Origin of the sequence: Janthinobacterium sp. SUN073 (genome assembly GCF_030397665.1) — a bacterium.
In the GTDB taxonomy this organism is placed as follows: Bacteria; Pseudomonadota; Gammaproteobacteria; order Burkholderiales; family Burkholderiaceae_D; genus Janthinobacterium.
In genome coordinates, this window is record NZ_JAPUBT010000010.1 from 185,436 (window position 1) to 204,340 (window position 18,905).

The following is an 18,905-nucleotide window of genomic DNA, read 5'->3' on the forward strand; positions in this document are numbered from 1 at the left end:
TCAGTAAAAACTGGTAGTAATAATACGAAAACACCGTCGCCGGGCCACCGGGACGGCAGCGCCACGCCTGCGCCGTTCCATACAAAGCGCCTTTGCGCAAACTGCGGCATACTCTCCGTGAAGGGCGACTCCTGCTGCTGTGCAGCATGCTTTTCGTGCGCTTGCCGAGTGCAAGTACTTACTATAAACCATTGTTTTTGAGTAATTTCTGCCCTGCCTGTTGCATTTGGAGTGGAACTACCAATAAAGGCTGGTTTTGATGTACTTAAACTACAAACTTTGCTTGCCTCCGGGCGCATTCATCCTTTAAGCTTGGCGTCCCATGCGTCCCACTTCATCATTTAAAATCATGAGCGCTTCGTCTTCTCCCGTACTGCCGACTTCCGCCTTTGCCGATGGACCGCGCCTGCTGGCCGACGTGGGTGGCACCAATGCCCGTTTCGCCCTGGAAGTGGCCGCCGGCCACATCACCCTGGTGGAAGTGCTGCCCTGTGCCGATTACCCGAGCCTGTCCGCCGCCCTGCAAGCCTACCTGGCCCTGCCGCACATCGCCGCCGCCGGCGGGCAAGCCGTGCGCCATGCCGTGATCGCCATCGCCAACCCGGTCGACGGCGATTTCCTCAGCATGACGAACCACCACTGGTCGTTCTCGATCCGCGCCATGCGCGAAGAGTGCGGTTTCACGACCCTGGACGTGGTCAATGATTTCACGGCCCTGGCGCGTTCCTTGCCGCAACTGTCGAGCGAGCAAAAGCACCAGGTGGGCGCGGGCACGGCCCGTCCGAACACGGCCATCGGCCTGATCGGCGCCGGCACGGGCCTGGGCGTGTCGGGCCTGATTCCCTCGCACGGCGGCTGGATCGCCCTGCAAAGCGAAGGCGGCCACGTCAGCTTTGCGCCGTTCAATGAAGTGGAAGTGAGCATCCTGCAATTTGCCTGGCGCGAATACGAACACGTCTCGGCCGAGCGCCTGATTTCCGGCGATGGCCTGGAACTGATCTACCGCGCCCTGGCCGACCGCGCGGGCGTGCCGGCGGAAGCCTTGCCGGCGGCGGAAATCACGCGCCGCGCGCTGGCCGGCGAATCCCAGCTGTGCGACGACGTCATCGAAGCATTCTGCTGCATGCTGGGCACGGTGGCGGGCAACGTCGCCGTCACCTTGGGCGCGCTCGGCGGTATTTATATCGGCGGCGGCATCGTGCCGCGCCTGGGGCCGCGCTTCGACCGTTCCGGTTTCCGCGCCCGCTTCGAGCGCAAGGGCCGCTTTGCCAATTATGTCTCGCAAGTGCCGACCTTCGTCATCACGGCGCAGTACCCAGCTTTCTTGGGTGCATCGGCCATTCTCTCGGAGAAACTCGCCTCCCTGTGATGCGGGCAGTGGGCGATGTGTCGCGCCAGGGCCGGGTAAAACGCGTGTTTTGCCCGGTTTTGCGCTTTTCCGCTTTTTATCAGGTACAATTGGCATCGTTGGATGAAACGACGACTGTCGCTCTCCTGTCTGGCTGAATTTTCGCCACGGGAATAGCACGGGAATAGCAGCAGCTCCGGAGTTCGTTTCATTGCTGGTTATTTAAGGCCAGCACCATGGATGGCAGGACTTTCACTGCATCCGCTTTAATCCCGCTTTGCGCGCATCGGCCAAGGCGTCGGAAAAACAGCCTCAACTTGTAACCCAGCACGGCGTCATCATCGATGTCTGCCATCTGTTACGTTGAAATGAACGTTTTTGATTTCTTTCTCTGCCTACGAATTGCAATACACATCCGCACAGAATTGCTATGAATACAATTGAGGCTAAAAAAGTCCTCGAAACCGCGTTGCTGTGCGCTCGTGAATCGCTGACGATCCACAGCCTGAAAAAGCTGTTCGTCGATGCGGACGAGAATGGTCGCGTGCGTGGCGTCGGCGTCGGCGCCGACACGATCAAGCAATTGCTGGAAGAATTGCGGCAGGAGTGGGAGGGGCGCGGCATCGAGATCGTCAGTCTGGCTTCGGGCTGGCGCTTTCAAAGCCGCCCGGAAATGAAGATGTATCTTGACCGCATGACGCCCGAGCGGCCGCCCAAGTATTCGCGGGCGACCCTGGAAACCCTGGCCATCATCGCCTACCGCCAGCCGGTGACGCGCGGCGATATCGAGGAAATCCGCGGCGTTGCCGTCAATTCGCAGACGATCAAGATGCTGGAAGACCGTGGCTGGGTCGATGCCATCGGTTACCGCGACGTGGTGGGACGGCCGGCCTTGCTGGCCACCACCAAGCAGTTTTTGGATGACCTGGGTTTGCATTCGCTGTCCCAGCTGCCGCCTTTGCAGCAAATCAGTGACATGCAGGGCAATGGGCTCGAAGCCCTGGAAGCGGCCCTGCAAGAAAATTTTGACAAGGCAAGCAACGAGCTTGCCCCCCAGCTTGGTGCAGGTAGCAATACGGCTGTGACAGATGTAGATGTGACAGCAAGCCTTGATGCCGGCCCCGATGCTTCGCCCACGGACGAAGCCTACACTCACGACCCTGCGCCAGAACTAACGGTTGACGCTGCGCCAGGTCAGCACAGCCAAGAAACGAAGAATGAATAATCCGAACACACCCGAGACAGTAATCGCCAGCGACGAAGCCATCGTTGCCAAGCCCAAGCGCCGCACCAAGGCCCAGATCGAAGCTGATACGGCCGCTGCTGCCGTTACCGGCGACGCCGTCGCGGCCAAGCCGAAGCGCCGCACCAAAGCCGACGTGGCCGCCGACGCGCCTGTCACCGCCGCTGCGGAAACTGAAGCTGCGCCAGCCGTCAAGAAAACCCGCGCCAAGCCGGCCCTGAAAGCCGTCGCCGATGCCGCCGAAGCCGCTGCCGAGGCGGTTGCCGCCCCGGCGCCGCGTCCGCCGCGCGCCCGCGCCGCCGCCAAGGCCGCTGCCGCCGAGGCGGAAGCCGCGCCGGAAGCCGTCGCTGACAAGCCTGCCGAAGCACGCCCAACCCGTGGTCCGCGCCAGATGCGTGGCGTGCAGGCGGAACGCGCACTGCGTCAGCCGCCGCGCGCGGAAGCGCCGCAGGCGGCCGAAGCCGTTGCGGCAGTGCCTGCCGCCGAGCAAGCCGCCGCGCCTGTCGCCGATGTGTTCGATGCCGAAGGCAACCTCGTTTCCGGTCCGCGCCTGCCGCGCGGTCCGCGCAACGACGTGCCGGGCGCCGGCAAGAATGCCGGCAAGAGCCGCAAGAAGGGCAAGGGCCGCCAGGCTGCGCCAGGTAAACTCAGCGACGCTGATGCTGTCTTCTCGTTTGTCACCTCCGACGCGTTCGACAGCGAAGAAGGCGGCGCGGGCCGCGTGCAGAAAGTGGCCGTGCGCCGCGATCTGACGTCCGACGACGACGCGCCGAAGCTGCACAAGGTGCTGGCCGAAGCCGGTCTCGGTTCGCGCCGCGACATGGAAGACCTGATCGTGTCGGGCCGCGTGTCCGTGAATGGCGAGCCGGCCCACATTGGCCAGCGCATCCTGCCAAGCGACCACGTGCGCATCAATGGCAAGTTGATTCAGCGCCGCGTCAGCAAGAAGCCGCCAAGAGTGCTGGTGTACCACAAGCCGGCCGGCGAAATCGTCAGCCACAACGACCCGGACGGCCGTCCATCCGTGTTTGATCGCCTGCCGACCATGAAAGCGGGCAAATGGCTGGCCGTTGGCCGCCTCGACTTCAACACGGAAGGCTTGCTGCTGTTCACTACCTCCGGTGACCTGGCCAACCGCCTGATGCACCCGCGCTACGGCATCGACCGCGAGTACGCCGTGCGTACCCTGGGCGAGCTGGAAGAGGGCATGCGCCAGAAGCTGCTGGCCGGCGTCGAGCTGGAAGACGGCCTGGCGCAATTTTCGAAGATCGCCGATGGCGGCGGCGAAGGCATCAACAAGTGGTACCGCGTGGTGATCGGCGAAGGCCGTAACCGCGAAGTGCGCCGCATGTTCGAAGCGATCGGCCTGACCGTTTCGCGCCTGATTCGTACCCGTTACGGCGCCATGACCCTGCCAAGCGGCTTGAAGCGCGGTCGTTGGGAAGAGATGGAAGAAAATACCGTACGCGATCTGTTGACCGCCTACGGCATCGAAAAGAAAATGCCGGCATCGGGCGACCCCCGTGCCGCTGGTGCCGCCAAGGGCCGCGAAGCGCGCAAGGTCGAACGCAAGGACCGCGATGATGAGCCGAATGGCAACCGCATCGATGTCAGCAACCGCAACGCCGATCCTTTCCCGGTCGCGCCGCGCCGTGGTCAGCCGCAAGGCCAGTTTGCCCGTCCGCAAGGCCAGGGTCGCCCAGGCGGCGCCGGCCGTCCTGGCGATGCGCGTGGTCCTGGCCGTGGCCAGCCGCAAGGTCCGTTCCAGGGTGGCCAGCAGCGCTCGTCGGCATCCTTCGAAGGTGCGCCGCAAGGCCAGGGGCGTCCGCCGCGTGCGGCAGGCCAGGGGCAGGGGCGTCCTGCCGGTGGTGAGGGTCGCGCGCCGCAGCGCGGTCCGCGTCAGCCCGATCCGCTGCAAACGACCTTCGGCTTTGCCAACACGGGTCCGCGCCGCAATGCGGGCGGTGCTGCAGGTGGTCAGGCGCGTTCCGGTGGCCAGCCGCGTGGCGGCATGGACCGTGGCGGCATGGATGGCATGCCGCGCCGTCGCAGCAAAGGTTAAATCAGGGGATTTCTTCTTGCTCGCCCGATAATTAGCCCCGGGCGCGCGCTCTTGTAACTGTTGTAAGCCGGGCCGCTCCTTGTGTGCGGCATTGCGGCGAAGTTAATAAGAGGTTATAATCTGCAGCCTAATAAAAGTTCTCCGCAGGGTTGTTTGGCGGGGAGTGCTTATCTGGTTGGGGAAATACAGGAAGATGGGCAGATGCCCATTTTTTTTTTGTTGAACCGTTTGTCATGGCTCCGCAAGGGGCCATATATGACTTGAATGCGTGTTTTTGCATGTTGTCGGCGCTCAATGCGGCGCTGTCATGCCGAAAACGGGCCTTATTTCTGGAGAATTTCTTGCAGCAGTTGGGATTAATTGAAAAGACAGTTACAGGTCTGGGCTATGAGCTCGTTGATGTCGAACGTGCCGAGCGCGGAATGCTGCGCGTCTTTATTGATTTCAGCGCCGCCGATGCCGCTGAAAAAGGTCCGATCACGGTCGAAGACTGTGCCACGGTGAGTCACCAGTTATCGCATGTGTTGACGGTAGAGAACGTTCCTTACGAGCGTCTCGAGATTTCTTCCCCGGGTCTGGATCGTCCGGTGCGCAAGCTGGAAGACTTTGTCCGTTTCGCAGGTCAGGAAATCATCGTCAAGCTGAATGTGGCGATGCCGGGTACGAACAACCGGAAATCGTTCCAGGGGATCTTGCAAGAACCCGTGGGCGATAAATTGTCGTTGGAATTTGAAGGTAAGGATGGTCCGGCGATGTTGGAATTTACGCTCGCGGATGTGGATAAGGCACGCTTGGTGCCGCAGGTGGTTTTTAAGGGACGCAAAGCATGAGCCGCGAAGTTTTATTATTGGTTGACGCGCTGGCGCGCGAAAAAAACGTCGATAAAGATGTCGTCTTCGGCGCCCTCGAATTCGCGTTGGCGCAAGCCACGAAGAAACGGTATGAGGGTGAGGTAGACATCCGCGTTTCGATCGACCGCGAAACGGGCGAATTCGAATCGTTCCGCCGCTGGCACGTGGTGCCCGATGAAGCTGGCCTGCAATTGCCGGATCAGGAGATCCTGCATTTCGAGGCAAAAGAACAGATTTCCGATATCGAAGTCGATGACCACATCGAAGAGCCGATCGAATCCGTTGAATTCGGCCGCCGTTTCGCCCAGGATACCAAACAGGTCGTCCTGCAGCGCGTGCGTGACGCCGAACGTGAACAGATCCTGGTCGACTTCCTGGAACGCGGCGATTCGCTCGTCACCGGCACCATCAAGCGCATGGAACGCGGCGACGCCATCGTTGAATCGGGCAAGATCGAAGCGCGTCTGCCACGCGACCAGATGATCCCGAAAGAAAATCTGCGTATCGGCGACCGTGTGCGTGCTTTCATCTTGCGCATCGACCGCAATATGCGCGGCCCGCAAGTGATCCTGTCGCGCACCGCGCCAGAATTCATCATGAAGCTGTTCGAACTGGAAGTGCCGGAAATCGAGCAAGGCATGCTGGAAATTAAATCCGCTGCCCGCGATGCCGGCGTCCGCGCCAAGATCGCCGTCTACACGGCCGACAAGCGCATCGACCCGATCGGTACCTGCGTCGGCATGCGCGGTTCGCGCGTGCAGGCTGTTACCGGCGAGCTCGGTGGCGAACGTGTCGACATCGTGTTGTGGTCGGAAGATCCGGCGCAGTTCGTCATCGGCGCCCTGGCGCCGGCGAACGTGTCGTCGATCATGGTCGATGAAGAAAAACACGCGATGGATGTCGTCGTGGACGAAGAAAACCTGGCAATCGCGATCGGCCGTTCCGGCCAGAACGTGCGCCTGGCCTCGGACCTGACCGGCTGGAAGATCAACATCATGACGGCCGAAGAATCGGCTGACAAAGCTGCCCAGGAAACGGCTGCCGTGCGCATCCTGTTCATGGAAAAGCTCGATGTCGACCAGGAAGTGGCCGATATTCTGGTGGAAGAAGGTTTCGCCAGTCTGGAAGAAATCGCTTACGTGCCAATTTCCGAAATGCTGGAAATCGAATCGTTTGACGAGGATACCGTCAATGAACTCCGTACCCGTGCGCGTGACGCGCTCGTGACCGAAGCGATTGCTTCGGAAGAGGGTCTGGAAGGCATGGACGAGGCGTTGGTGGGTCTGGAAGGCATGGACCGCATTACCGCCGGCAAGCTGGGTCTGGCTGGTATCAAGACCGTTGAAGCATTTGCAGCACTGGCATACGACGAATTTGGCGCAATCCTGGCCTTGTCTGCGGACCGTGCGCGTGAACTGATTACAAGTGAATTTAAAGATGTGACCGACGATGAGATGAAGTTGGTTGACTCGAAATATGACGATCGTGCCAAGGCGTTGCAAGCCAAGGCATGGAGTCTGGCCGAATCCGCAAAGGCTTAATTTGAGTATCTTTATCATCTCCGCGACACATAGAAAAGAGGACTGAATGGCGAGTAACAACGTAGCCCAATTTGCCACCGAACTGAAGATGCCTGCAGATTTGCTGCTGACGCAGCTGCGTTCTGCCGGCGTCGAGAAAAGTTCGACGTCAGATCCATTGTCGAAAGATGATAAGGACAAGCTTTTGGATCATCTGCGCCGCACACACGGCGCAGCGGCTGACACAGAAAAGAAAAAAATCACCGTGACCCGCAAGGAAACGACTGAAATCAAGCAAGCTGACGCCACCGGCAAGTCGCGCACCATCCAGGTGGAAGTGCGCAAGAAACGCACTTTCGTCCAGCGTGACGAAGCTGCGCCGGTCGCGGCAGAACCGGTCGCGCCTGCCGCACCGGTGATCGATCCCGCCGACGTGGCGCGCCGTGAAGAAGATGCCCGTAAACAGGCTGAACTGATCGCCCGCCAGGAAGCTGATCTGCGCGAAAAGCAAGAACGTCTGGCCAAGCTCGACGCGGAAAAAGAAGCCCAGGCGAAAGCCACGCAACAGGCTGAATTGGCTGCGAAGAAAGAAGCTGAAGCGGAAGCGAAGAAAGCTGCTGCCAAGGCTGCTGCCGCGCCTGCCGCCAGCGCCGCTGCGCCTGTCGTTGACGACGCCGCTGCCGAAGCGAAAAAAGCTGCTGCCGCTGAAGAAGCGAAGAAGAAGGCCGCCGCCGCCGCTGTTGCCGCCAAGGAAGCCGCTGACAAAGCGGAAGCCACGGACCGTGCACGCAAGGCTGTTGCCGACGAAGTCGCCCAGATCAAGGCCATGATGAACGCGCCACGCCGCGCCATCAAAGCTCCTGAACCCGTACCGGTTCCGGTCAAGCCGAAGGCGCCGGAAGGCACCTTGCACAAGCCTGCTGACAAGAAACCTGGCGACAAGCCTGGCGACAAGAAGCCTGCTGTTGCAGACAAGAAATCCATCAAGTCGGCGAATGTGTCGTCCACCTGGTCCGATGACGCGAAAAAACGCGGCACCACCGGTGGTCCCAAGCCACGCGGCAATAGCGGCCCAGGCGGCCGTGACAGCTGGCGCGGTGGCGCGAAGGGCCGTCGCCCGACGCACCATGACGACCGTGAATCGAACTTCCAGGCTCCTACGGAAGCCGTCGTCAAAGACGTGCACGTACCGGAAACGATCACCGTGGCCGAATTGGCACACAAAATGTCCGTCAAGGCATCCGAAGTCATCAAGCATTTGATGAAATTGGGCCAGATGTGCACGATCAACCAGGTGCTGGACCAGGAAACCGCCATGATTCTGGTGGAAGAAATGGGCCACAAGGCGTTCGCCGCCGAGCAGGATGATCCGGAAGCGTTGCTGGCCGATGTGGGCGAGCACGCGCACTTCGAGTCGAAGCCGCGCGCACCGGTGGTCACCGTCATGGGTCACGTCGACCACGGCAAGACCTCGTTGCTCGATTACATCCGCCGCGCCAAGGTTGCCTCCGGCGAAGCGGGCGGCATTACGCAGCATATCGGCGCTTACCACGTCAATACGCCACGCGGCATGATCACCTTCCTCGACACCCCGGGCCACGAAGCGTTTACCGCCATGCGTGCCCGTGGCGCCAAGGCAACCGACATCGTGATTCTGGTGGTTGCCGCCGACGATGGCGTGATGCCGCAAACGAAAGAAGCGATTGCCCATGCGAAAGCAGCCGGCGTACCGCTGGTGGTGGCGATCAATAAAGTCGACAAACCGGGTGGCAACGTGGACCGCGTGACGCAGGAACTGGTCGCCGAGCAAGTCGTGCCGGAAGAATACGGTGGCGAATCGCCATTCGTGCCGGTCTCGGCCAAAACGGGCCAGGGTATCGACGATCTGCTGGAACAAGTGCTGTTGCAAGCCGAAGTGCTGGAACTGACGGCACCGGTCGATGCGCCTGCGCGCGGCCTGGTTGTCGAGGCACGTCTGGACAAGGGCCGTGGTCCTGTCGCGACGATCCTGGTGCAGTCCGGTACATTGAAACGCGGCGACGTGATTCTGGCTGGCTCTTCGTATGGCCGTGTTCGCGCCATGCTGGATGAGAACGGCAAGTCCATCGCTGAAGCGGGTCCTTCGATTCCGGTCGAAATCCAGGGCTTGACGGAAGTGCCGGTTGCCGGTGAAGAAGTCGTCGTCATGGCTGACGAGCGCAAGGCGCGTGAAATCGGTCTGTTCCGTCAAGGTAAGTTCCGCGACGTGAAACTGGCCAAGCAGCAAGCTGCGAAACTGGAAAACATGTTCGACCAGATGGCCGAAGGCGAAGTGAAAAACTTGCCATTGATCATCAAAACCGACGTGCAAGGTTCGCAAGAAGCGCTGGTCGGTTCGCTGCAGAAACTGTCGACCTCCGAAGTGCGCGTACAAGTTGTTCACGCGGCAGTCGGCGGCATCACGGAATCGGACGTCAACCTGGCAGTCGCTTCGAAAGCGGTCATCATCGGCTTTAACGCCCGTGCTGATGCCCAGGCACGCAAGCTGGCCGAGTCGAATGGCGTGGACATTCGCTACTACAACATCATTTACGATGCGATCGACGAGATCCGATCGGCGTTGTCGGGCATGTTGGCACCAGAGAAACGCGAAACCGTCATCGGCCAGGTCGAGATCCGCCAGGTTATCCTGGTCTCGAAAGTGGGCGCGATTGCCGGTTGCCTGGTCACCGATGGTGTGGTCAAGCGTGCTTCTTCCGTCCGCCTGTTGCGCAACAACATCGTGGTGTGGAGCGGCGAGATCGACTCCCTGAAACGCTTCAAGGACGATGCGAAAGAAGTTCGCGCCGGTCTGGAGTGCGGCCTGTCGCTGCGCAACTACAACGACATTCAGGTTGGCGACACCCTGGAAGTGTTCGAAGTCCAGGAAATCGCTCGTACCCTGTAATCTCAGCAAGAACAATGGCGCGGACATAGTGATGTCCGCGCAAACACGTGGGGCGCATTGGTCAACGGGCAACCGTTTGACTCATGCGCCCTGCGGCACTTAGGACAGCATAAAATCATGGCTAAACATAGCAAAACCATGCCAGCGCGCGGCTTGCGCGTGGCCGACCAGATCCAGCGCGATCTGGCTGAAATCGTCGCCTACGAATTGAAAGACCCGCGCGTGGGCACGATGATCACCATCACCGAAGTGCAGATCACGCCCGATTACGCGCATGCCAAGGTGTTTTTCACGATGTTGAAAGACAGCAAGGAAGCCATCAAGAACACCACCGAAGGCTTGATGGCCGCGTCTGGCTTCATCCGTGGCTTGCTGGGCAAGCGCCTGCACATCCATACCCTGCCGATGCTGCATTTCGTGCATGACAGCTCGACGTCGCGCGGCATGGAAATGTCCTTGCTGATCGATAAGGCCAACGCCACGCGCGCGGCCGACGCCGAGCCGGACGAAAAGCCAGCAGACAAAGCGGACGAGCAATAAACGTGGCGGGTCCGAAGAAACCACCCGGCATCAAGCGGGTGCGCGACCTGGTCGATGGCGTCTTGCTGCTCGATAAGCCCGTGGGCTGGTCCAGCAATGATGCCCTGATCAAGGCCAAGCGCGTGCTGAATGCCAAAAAAGCGGGCCATACGGGCACGCTGGACCCGTTCGCCACGGGCTTGCTGCCGCTGTGCTTTGGCGAGGCCACGAAGTTCTCGCAGGACTTGCTGGAAGCCGATAAAACCTACGAAACCCTGGTGCACCTGGGGCAGACGACGAATACGGGCGATACCGAGGGCGAGGTGCTGGAAACGCGCGACGTCAACGTCACCGAAGAGCAGATCGAAGCCGTGCTGGCGCGGTTCCGCGGGCCGATTTTGCAGACGCCGCCCATGTACTCGGCCTTGAAAAGAGACGGCAAGCCCTTATATGAGTATGCAAGGGCCGGCATCACCCTGGAGCGCGAAGCGCGCCCGGTGACCATCCACAAGCTCGAGTTCCTCGGCTACGAAGCCCCGTTCCTGAAATTGTCCGTGATGTGCAGCAAGGGCACGTATATCCGCGTGCTGGGCGAAGACATCGGCCATGCCCTCGGTTGCGGCGGCCATCTGAACGCCTTGCGCCGCACGCAGGTGGGCAGCCTGACCCTCGATGGCGTCGTCACCCTGGACGAGCTGACGGCGCATGCCGCGCCGCTGAGCTTGCTTGCGCCCGTCGATGCATTGTTGTCGAGTTTCCCCGCCGTCCAGCTGACGGAAGAATTGGCCAAGCGTTTCCTGCATGGCCAGCGCATCGCACTGGGCAAGGAAGACGTCGCCGTACCAGCCGAACCGGGCAGGGTGCGCGTGTATCACGACAGCAAGCTGCTGGGCACGGGCCAGTTGCAGGAATACAGCATCCTGGCGCCGGAACGCTTGATTGCCACGGCGCATCAATAAGTCACAGCAACGTCATATTACCCAGCGACACTCGTTAAACAGTGTCGCTTTTTTAAACAAATCGTCCCCGACTGTGGGAGCCGCCAGCATTTTTAGATAGCGTTGCAACGCAACATGCTATACTACGCGGTTCCGGAAATAGATTAGCATTCGGGTATCTCGTACACCTTGTACGCACTCCGCAGTTTTTCAGTAACTACTACGACCATGTCAAATACAAAACGCGCAATTCGTAATATCGCCATTATCGCCCACGTTGACCACGGCAAAACCACGCTGGTGGATCAGCTGCTGCGCCAATCCGGCACCTTCCGTGAAAACCAAGCGGTCGACACCCGAGTCATGGACTCGAACGACCTGGAAAAGGAGCGCGGCATTACGATTCTGTCGAAGAACTGCGCTGTTGAGTACGAAGGCACCCACATCAACATCGTCGACACCCCAGGCCACGCCGACTTCGGCGGCGAAGTGGAACGTGTTCTGTCGATGGTCGACTCGGTATTGCTGCTGATCGATGCACAAGAAGGCCCGATGCCGCAAACCCGTTTCGTCACGCGCAAAGCGCTGGCACTGGGTCTGAAGCCTATCGTCATCGTCAACAAGATCGACCGTCCAGGCGCACGTCCGGACTGGGCCATCAACCAGACGTTCGAACTGTTCGACAAACTGGGCGCTACCGACGAGCAACTGGACTTCCCTATCATTTACGCTTCGGGCCTGAACGGCTATGCCGGCCTGACCGAAGACGTACGCAGCGGCGACATGAAGCCGATGTTCGACGCCATCCTGCAACACGTGCCTGTCCGTGATGACAATCCGGAAGGCCCGCTGCAGATGCAAATCACCTCGCTCGACTACTCGTCGTACGTTGGCAAGATCGGCATTGGCCGCGTCAACCGCGGTACCGTCAAGGTCGGCCAGGACGTGCTGGTCATCAACGGTCCAGGCGCCACGCCTATCAAAGGCCGCATCAACCAGGTGCTGAACTTCAAGGGCCTGGAGCGCGTGCTGGTAGACGAAGCCGTTGCCGGCGACATCTGCCTGATCAACGGTATCGACGAAATCGGCATCGGTTCGACCCTGTGCGCACTGGATACCCCGGAAGCGCTGCCTATGCTGACCGTCGACGAGCCAACCCTGACCATGAACTTCATGGTCAACAACTCGCCACTGGCTGGCCGCGAAGGCAAGTTCGTGACCTCGCGTCAATTGCGTGACCGTCTGGACCGCGAACTGAAAGCCAACGTTGCTCTGCGCGTAGCGCCGACCGACGACGACACGATCTTTGAAGTATCGGGCCGTGGTGAATTGCACCTGACGATTCTGCTCGAAAACATGCGTCGCGAAGGCTTCGAGTTGGCCGTATCGCGTCCGCGCGTGGTCTACAAGATGGTCGATGGCGTGCGCCACGAGCCGTTTGAAAACCTGTCGGTCGACGTGGAAGAAGTCAACCAGGGCGGCGTCATGGAAGAGCTGGGCCGTCGTCGTGGCGACCTGCAAAACATGGAATCGGATGGCAAGGGCCGCGTGCGTCTCGAGTATCTGATCCCGGCGCGTGGCCTGATCGGCTTCCAGGGCGAATTCATGACCCTGACCCGCGGCACCGGCTTGATGAGCCACGTATTCAACGAATACGCGCCAGTCGACAACACCCGTGGCGAAATGGCTGGCCGTCGTAACGGCGTGCTGATCTCGCAAGATGACGGCGCCGCTGTTGCCTACGCCCTGTGGAAACTGCAAGATCGCGGCCGCATGTTCGTGGTCCACAACGATCCAGTGTACGAAGGCATGATCATCGGTATTCACTCGCGTGACAACGATCTGGTCGTCAACCCGATCAAGGGCAAGCAGCTGACCAACGTGCGTTCGTCGGGTACCGATGAAGCAGTGCGCCTGGTACCACCAGTGCAAATGTCGCTGGAATACGCGGTGGAATTCATCGCCGACGACGAACTGGTTGAAATCACGCCTAAATCGATCCGTCTGCGCAAGCGCTTCCTGAAAGAAAACGAGCGTAAGCGCGCCGGCCGCGACGCGTAATTGTTGTAGTGGTGTAGTGGTGCGGCGCTGCGGTGCCGCGCCAACCAGACCCGCTGTGCTTGCATGACCTTGCGGTGATGCGACGCAGCGGGTTTGCCGTTCTGGATTCCCTTTTTTGTAGCGAGCGTATTGTGACTGTCCCAACCCTGCCTTCCCGCCGCCTGTCCGTTGCCCCCATGATGGACTGGAGCGACCGCCATTGCCGCAAGTTCCACCGCGAAATCACGCGCCACACCTGGCTCTACACCGAGATGGTGACGACGGGCGCGCTGGTGTACGGCGACGTGGAACGCCACTTGCGCTTCAACGAGGAAGAGCATCCGGTGGCGCTGCAGCTGGGCGGCAGCGACCCGAAGGACCTGGCCACCAGCGCCAGGCTGGGCCAGCAATGGGGCTATGACGAGATCAACCTCAATTGCGGCTGCCCGTCCGAGCGCGTGCAGAAAGGCGCGTTTGGCGCCTGCCTGATGGCCGAGCCGCAACTGGTGGCCGACTGCGTGAAAGCCATGCGCGACGTGGTCGATATCGACGTCACCGTGAAGCACCGCATCGGCATCGATGACAGCGAGTCGTACGACTTCGTGCGCGATTTCGTGGGCACCGTGGCCGATGCCGGCTGCAAGACATTTATCGTGCATGCGCGCAATGCCATCCTGAAAGGCTTGAGCCCGAAGGAAAACCGCGAAGTACCGCCCCTCAAGTATGACTATGCCTACCGCTTGAAGCGTGATTTTCCCCAGTTCGAGTTCATTATCAATGGCGGCATCAAGACCCTGGACGAGATCGACCTGCACCTGCAGCACCTGGACGGCGTGATGCTGGGCCGCGAGGCGTATCACAACCCGTATGTGATGGCGCAGTTCGACCAGCGCTACTACGGCGACGACACTCCTGTCAAAACGCGCGAACAGGTGCTCGAAGCGATGATTCCCTATATTAGCGCGCAGCTGGAAAAGGAAGCGGGGCGGCTGAAGCTCAACAGCATCACGCGCCACATGCTGGGCCTGATGCAAAACCTGCCTGGCGCGCGCGGTTTCCGTCAGACCCTGTCCGACTCGAAGAAGCTGGCCTCGGGTGACCCGCGCCTGCTGCTGGAAGCGGCGGCGCGCCTGTCTCTGCCCGCCTGATGAGCTGTGACTGCCACAGCCTTGCGCGCCTGATCGACGGCTACCTGCTGGCAGTCAGCGCGCTCAAGGATGATGGCAGCCTCTTCGCGTGTACCTATCTGGGCGCGCAGCCGCCGCAGGCATCGCTCGATGCTTTGTGCCGCGCGCTGGAGATAGCGCCGGACGGCCTGCGCCTGCAGCCGATAGAAACAGTCGTGTGCAGCGGCGCCTTGTGCACGCCGCGCCAGTGGCTGCTCGAGCGCTTGCGTCCGATCAGCGAGGCCGACCGGCAGCCGCTCGACGTGCGTTTGTTCGACGGTTTCGAGCGCGAACTGGCCGAACTGCTGGGCAGCGAGCCGCACTGGTATCAACTGGTATCATCGGGTCAGCGCAGCCTGGCCGGACAATTGGGCGCCATCTGGAGCGTCTTTGTCTTTGGCACAGAGTGCCACGCCTATGTGATGCATTGCAGCTGGGACAGCTGATCCAACTTGTCTATACCGCTGCCCCGGCGCAGTGGTATTGTCCGCACTCCCCCTTCCTCTGAGCACCCCTCCACAAATGATGTCTGATGGCTATGCCATGTGTTGTAAATGCGCTGTTTCGGCGCACGCGCGCACTGCCTTGGGGCATTTCTAGTAGGCAAGAAACGGCGTTGTTGCCATTTCCCCGAAGAAAGTTAATCAGGCATTTATTCAGGTACTTATTGCTTGCTTTGAGGCAAAATTTACACCTATAATTGATTATAGACAAATATTTCTCATATGAATGTTTGATGTTGATCTCACATCAACGGTGTCAACAATTCAGTGTGTGGAATAAATTTGCATTCGCAGTCACTGGCGTTTTCAGGGCTGTTGTAGACCAGGAAGTACCCCAGGCTGCGTGCGGCCGGATACCGCCAGCATACCAATGGGTAAGGGCGGATACCGGTGTCTCGCGGCCTTCGTCTTGTCGTGCCGGGCAAAAATTCTTATCAATAGTTTCATTTACGAAGAGCCGAAATGAATTTAGCAAAAATGAAGGTTGGTACACGCCTGGGCCTGGGATTCGCCCTGGTACTGGTTCTGCTGGTGGCCGTGACCGTCCTCGGCATCGCGCGCATGGCGCAAATCCAGGAACGTCTCGATCACGTGATCAATGTCAACAATGTCGTCACCCGCCTGGTGATCGACATGCGTGGCAACGTCAGCGACCGCATCACCTCGCTGCGCATCCTCACCCTGATGACCGACGCGAGCGATATGGAGCCGGAAATGGCGCGTATCAAGACGCAGACCAGCACCTATCAGGAAACGCAGAAAAAGCTCGAAGAGAAATTCGCCATCGAGTCGACTGCCGAAGAAAAAACCTTGCTCGCTTCGATCAAGGAATACGAGGCGGCAGCCATGCCGGCCATCGCCAAGGCGTCGGCACTGTGGATGGCCAACGATGCGGAAGGCGCCACGCGCGTGATGATCAAGGAAATCCGCCCGGTACAGAAAAAATGGATGGATGCGCTGGAGCAACTGGCCACCCTGGAAGACAAGTTGAACGAGCAGATGCAATCGGACGCCCGCAAGGCGTTTGACAGCGCGCGCCTGTTCATGATCATCCTCGGCGTACTGGCCGTGGCGATGGGCGTGGCGGCGGCACTGGTGATTACCCGCGGCTTGCTGAAACAGCTGGGCGGCGAGCCTGACTACACGGCATCGATCGCCGGGAGCATCGCCAATGGCGACCTGTCGATCGGCATCCACACCGAGCCGTCCGATACGTCCAGCCTGCTGGCGGAAATGAAGGAAATGCGCAACAGCCTGGTAAGTATCGTCGGCCAGGTACGCGTCGGCACGGAAACCATCGGCACGGCGTCGCGCGAGATCGCCGACGGCAATATCGACTTGTCGTCGCGCACGGAAATGCAGGCCAGCGCGCTGGAAAAAACGGCATCGGCGATGGAAGAGCTGACCTCGACCGTGAAACAGAATGCGGACAATGCGCGCGAAGCCAATAAGCTGGCCGCCACCGCTTCGGACGTGGCCCTGAAGGGCGGCTCCGTGGTGTCGCAAGTGGTTGACACCATGAGCTCGATCAATGAATCGGCGAAGAAAATTGTCGACATCATCGGCGTCATCGATGGCATCGCCTTCCAGACCAACATCCTGGCGCTGAACGCGGCCGTGGAAGCGGCACGTGCTGGCGAGCAAGGCCGCGGCTTTGCCGTGGTGGCCTCGGAAGTGCGCAACCTGGCCCAGCGCTCCGCTGGCGCCGCGAAAGAAATCAAGATCCTCATCGACGATTCGGCCGAGAAGACGGAACGCGGCACGCGCCTGGTGGGCCAGGCCGGCGTGACGATGGGCGAAGTAGTCGACAGCGTGCGCCGCGTGACCGACATCATGAGCGAGATCGCCAGTGCCAGCCAGGAGCAAAGCGCCGGCATCGAACAGGTCAACCTGTCGATCATCGAGATGGATGGCATGACGCAACAAAATGCGGCCCTGGTGGAACAGGCGGCCGCCGCGGCGCAAAGCTTGCAAGACCAGGCGGCCGAACTGGCCCACGTGGTCAGCATCTTCAAACTGGTCGAAGGCGAAGAGAAGCCGGCAGCGTATGTGCCGGCACCGGTGGCCGCCGCACCCGTCCCCGTCCCCGTGCGCAAGCCGGCGCCGGCATTGCGCCCGGTCAAGTCGCTGACCCGCAAGGCCGAAGCGGCCGCTCCCGTGGCTGCTGCGGCGCCACGCAAGGCGGCAGGAGCCGGCAGCAATGACGATTGGGAAGAGTTTTGAACGTTCCGTATCAATGCCCTGGCGCTTTTCTGGTTGCCGCGCTGCTTTGCGGCGCGAGTGGCGCGGCCCTGGCGCAGGAGGTGCCGCCAGTATTCGATGCAGAACAATGCAAGGTCGGCTATCCGGAGCGTGCCCGGCTGAACAAGGAAGAGGGCGACATCACCTTGTCCGTGCTGGTGACGGCGGAAGGCAAGGTAGCGGATGTGAAGATCGAAAAACGTACCGGCTTCCGCGAGCTGGACAAGGCTGCGGTCATGACCGCTGCTCGCTGTCAATTTGTGCCAGCGAGCAAAGATGGCCGCGCAGTGGAAAGCTGGACCACGGTTCACTATTCCTGGAAATTGTAACTACCGTATTTGATAATAATCATGGGGAAGCACATGTTTGAGAATAAGCGTTTGATGAGTGTTGCAGCAGCCTTGCTGGTGTCCGTTTCTTCCGCCGCCTTCGCGGCCGAGGTGCCGGCGTCGTTCGATGCCAAGAGCTGCAAGGCCGATTATCCAAAAGCCTCGCTGATGAACGAAGAGCAAGGCACCGTGTCGATGTCCTTCCTGGTCAATGCCGATGGCAGCGTTGCCGATTCGAAAGTCGACAAGAGCAGCGGCTTCAAGAACCTGGACAAGGCCGCCATCAAGGCCCTGTCCGCATGCAAGTTCAAGCCGGGCACCAAGGATGGCGCCGCAGCGCAAACCTGGACCAAGGTCGATTACGCCTGGAAGCTGGACTGATCCACCTAGCGCCGGGAGCGGGTCTCCCGGCATGGCCGACTCCGCTACGGGCGGCGCCTGCAAGGGTGCCGCCCGTTCTGTTATGTGCGCCAGCCAACGGCACCGTCGCTGCCGATTCTGTTACCCTCGAAATATACCTTCGGGAAATCCCATCACAAGAGGCTTACCATGCAGCGCATCCTGACACTTTCCACCCTGGCCGCCACCGGCTTGCTGCTTTCCGCTTGCGCGTCGCTGGGCACGCCTGCTGGCTTGCAGGCGGGCCAGACCGTGGCCGTCGTGAATAGCCTGAGCTGGGACAATCCCCTGACGGGCAAGCGCGACGGCGTGCGCACCAGTTGGCCCATCAAGGATGGCAAGATTGCCCCTGAATATTTTCCGCTGGCGCAATTGAAGCAATGCGATGCGGATGGCAAGCCTTGCGCCTGGGGCGTGATGCGGGCGCAGCGCGGCGCGCCCACGCTGGCCTATGTGGACGGCGGGGTCGACCTGGCCGTGAGCGTATCGATCGACGTGGCGCGGCGCCAGGATGCGCGCCAGGGCGAGACGCAAACGGCGATGGCGATTCCCCAGGATGTGGCCGCGCTAGGGGGCAAGCAGCGCGTGCAGCCCGGCTGGAAATTGAAGTATGGCAAGGTCGAGCAAGTCGAGCTCGATTACGGCGTGCGCTACCAGGTATGCGTGCAGCGTTACGATGCGGCCGGCAAGGCCATCGACACGTGTGCGATTCCGTTTATTTGAGGAAGCATGGCGCCTGGCCCGCTTGTGGCAGCTTTGCCACATTTCATGTTGCGGCGTGCGTCGGCGTGTAACAATCGGTAAAAGCGCAGCAAAGCTC

Annotated in this window: 15 protein-coding genes; all 15 read left to right on the forward strand. The window is 60.4% G+C overall.

Annotated features, from left to right (window positions below; translation table 11 throughout):
* Positions 1-349: 349 nt before the first annotated feature.
* The 15 genes from O0882_RS23120 to O0882_RS23190 all read left to right on the forward strand — a co-directional run bounded on the left by O0882_RS23120 (position 350) and on the right by O0882_RS23190 (position 18,808).
* On the forward strand, positions 350-1,369 hold the full coding sequence (locus O0882_RS23120; RefSeq protein WP_096234051.1) for a glucokinase: 1,020 nt from the start codon (positions 350-352) through the stop codon (positions 1,367-1,369).
* Between the two features lie 409 nt (positions 1,370-1,778).
* Complete coding sequence (gene scpB, locus O0882_RS23125) at positions 1,779-2,573, forward strand: SMC-Scp complex subunit ScpB (RefSeq protein ID WP_289951848.1); 795 nt, start codon at positions 1,779-1,781, stop codon at positions 2,571-2,573.
* Positions 2,566-4,653, forward strand: coding sequence for a 23S rRNA pseudouridine(2605) synthase RluB (gene rluB / locus O0882_RS23130; protein ID WP_289951849.1), 2,088 nt, complete (start codon positions 2,566-2,568; stop codon positions 4,651-4,653). Before scpB ends, rluB begins: the two co-directional genes overlap by 8 nt.
* Before the next feature lie 341 nt (positions 4,654-4,994).
* Complete coding sequence (gene rimP / locus O0882_RS23135; RefSeq protein WP_071079329.1) at positions 4,995-5,483, forward strand: ribosome maturation factor RimP; 489 nt, start codon at positions 4,995-4,997, stop codon at positions 5,481-5,483.
* The gene (gene nusA / locus O0882_RS23140; protein WP_034782529.1) at positions 5,480-7,045 is read left to right on the forward strand and encodes a transcription termination factor NusA; all 1,566 of its coding nucleotides are present in this window, start codon (positions 5,480-5,482) and stop codon (positions 7,043-7,045) included. Before rimP ends, nusA begins: the two co-directional genes overlap by 4 nt.
* 46 nt (positions 7,046-7,091) lie before the next feature.
* Positions 7,092-9,950 carry a translation initiation factor IF-2 gene (infB, locus tag O0882_RS23145; RefSeq protein ID WP_289951851.1) on the forward strand — a complete coding sequence of 953 codons (2,859 nt, stop codon included), beginning with the start codon at positions 7,092-7,094 and terminating at the stop codon, positions 9,948-9,950.
* Positions 9,951-10,067: 117 nt separating this feature from the next.
* Entirely contained in the window at positions 10,068-10,490 is a 423-nt protein-coding gene (gene rbfA, locus O0882_RS23150; protein WP_034782531.1) for a 30S ribosome-binding factor RbfA, read from the forward strand.
* Between the two features lie 2 nt (positions 10,491-10,492).
* Complete coding sequence (truB, locus tag O0882_RS23155) at positions 10,493-11,428, forward strand: tRNA pseudouridine(55) synthase TruB (RefSeq protein ID WP_289951853.1); 936 nt, start codon at positions 10,493-10,495, stop codon at positions 11,426-11,428.
* A 207-nt stretch (positions 11,429-11,635) separates the two neighbouring features.
* Positions 11,636-13,468, forward strand: a complete 1,833-nt coding sequence (gene typA / locus O0882_RS23160; RefSeq protein WP_116743332.1) for a translational GTPase TypA — start codon at positions 11,636-11,638, stop codon at positions 13,466-13,468.
* A gap of 131 nt (positions 13,469-13,599) precedes the next feature.
* On the forward strand, positions 13,600-14,595 hold the full coding sequence (dusA, locus tag O0882_RS23165; RefSeq protein WP_277922161.1) for a tRNA dihydrouridine(20/20a) synthase DusA: 996 nt from the start codon (positions 13,600-13,602) through the stop codon (positions 14,593-14,595).
* Positions 14,595-15,059 (forward strand): hypothetical protein, encoded by a 465-nt coding sequence (locus O0882_RS23170; RefSeq protein WP_289951855.1) that lies wholly within the window; start codon positions 14,595-14,597, stop codon positions 15,057-15,059. Before dusA ends, O0882_RS23170 begins: the two co-directional genes overlap by 1 nt.
* Positions 15,060-15,593: 534 nt before the next feature.
* Positions 15,594-17,339 (forward strand): methyl-accepting chemotaxis protein, encoded by a 1,746-nt coding sequence (locus O0882_RS23175; RefSeq protein ID WP_289951945.1) that lies wholly within the window; start codon positions 15,594-15,596, stop codon positions 17,337-17,339.
* Positions 17,340-17,419: 80 nt separating this feature from the next.
* Complete coding sequence (locus O0882_RS23180) at positions 17,420-17,686, forward strand: energy transducer TonB (RefSeq protein ID WP_289951857.1); 267 nt, start codon at positions 17,420-17,422, stop codon at positions 17,684-17,686.
* A gap of 33 nt (positions 17,687-17,719) precedes the next feature.
* Positions 17,720-18,067: an energy transducer TonB gene (locus O0882_RS23185; protein ID WP_289951859.1), complete on the forward strand. Its 348-nt coding sequence runs from the start codon at positions 17,720-17,722 to the stop codon at positions 18,065-18,067.
* Positions 18,068-18,235: 168 nt separating this feature from the next.
* Positions 18,236-18,808, forward strand: a complete 573-nt coding sequence (locus tag O0882_RS23190; RefSeq protein ID WP_289951861.1) for a hypothetical protein — start codon at positions 18,236-18,238, stop codon at positions 18,806-18,808.
* Positions 18,809-18,905: the final 97 nt, after the last annotated feature.

Excerpts from the sequence above, each read along its gene's own strand:
- O0882_RS23120 (WP_096234051.1), top strand. The coding sequence starts at position 350 with ATGAGCGCTTCGTCTTCTCCCGTACTGCCGACTTCCGCCTTTGCCGAT.
- scpB (WP_289951848.1), top strand. The coding sequence starts at position 1,779 with ATGAATACAATTGAGGCTAAAAAAGTCCTCGAAACCGCGTTGCTGTGC.
- rluB (WP_289951849.1), top strand. The coding sequence starts at position 2,566 with ATGAATAATCCGAACACACCCGAGACAGTAATCGCCAGCGACGAAGCC.
- nusA (WP_034782529.1), top strand. The coding sequence starts at position 5,480 with ATGAGCCGCGAAGTTTTATTATTGGTTGACGCGCTGGCGCGCGAAAAA.
- infB (WP_289951851.1), top strand. The coding sequence starts at position 7,092 with ATGGCGAGTAACAACGTAGCCCAATTTGCCACCGAACTGAAGATGCCT.
- rbfA (WP_034782531.1), top strand. The coding sequence starts at position 10,068 with ATGGCTAAACATAGCAAAACCATGCCAGCGCGCGGCTTGCGCGTGGCC.
- typA (WP_116743332.1), top strand. The coding sequence starts at position 11,636 with ATGTCAAATACAAAACGCGCAATTCGTAATATCGCCATTATCGCCCAC.
- O0882_RS23170 (WP_289951855.1), top strand. The coding sequence starts at position 14,595 with ATGAGCTGTGACTGCCACAGCCTTGCGCGCCTGATCGACGGCTACCTG.
- O0882_RS23175 (WP_289951945.1), top strand. The coding sequence starts at position 15,594 with ATGAAGGTTGGTACACGCCTGGGCCTGGGATTCGCCCTGGTACTGGTT.
- O0882_RS23185 (WP_289951859.1), top strand. The coding sequence starts at position 17,720 with ATGTTTGAGAATAAGCGTTTGATGAGTGTTGCAGCAGCCTTGCTGGTG.
- O0882_RS23190 (WP_289951861.1), top strand. The coding sequence starts at position 18,236 with ATGCAGCGCATCCTGACACTTTCCACCCTGGCCGCCACCGGCTTGCTG.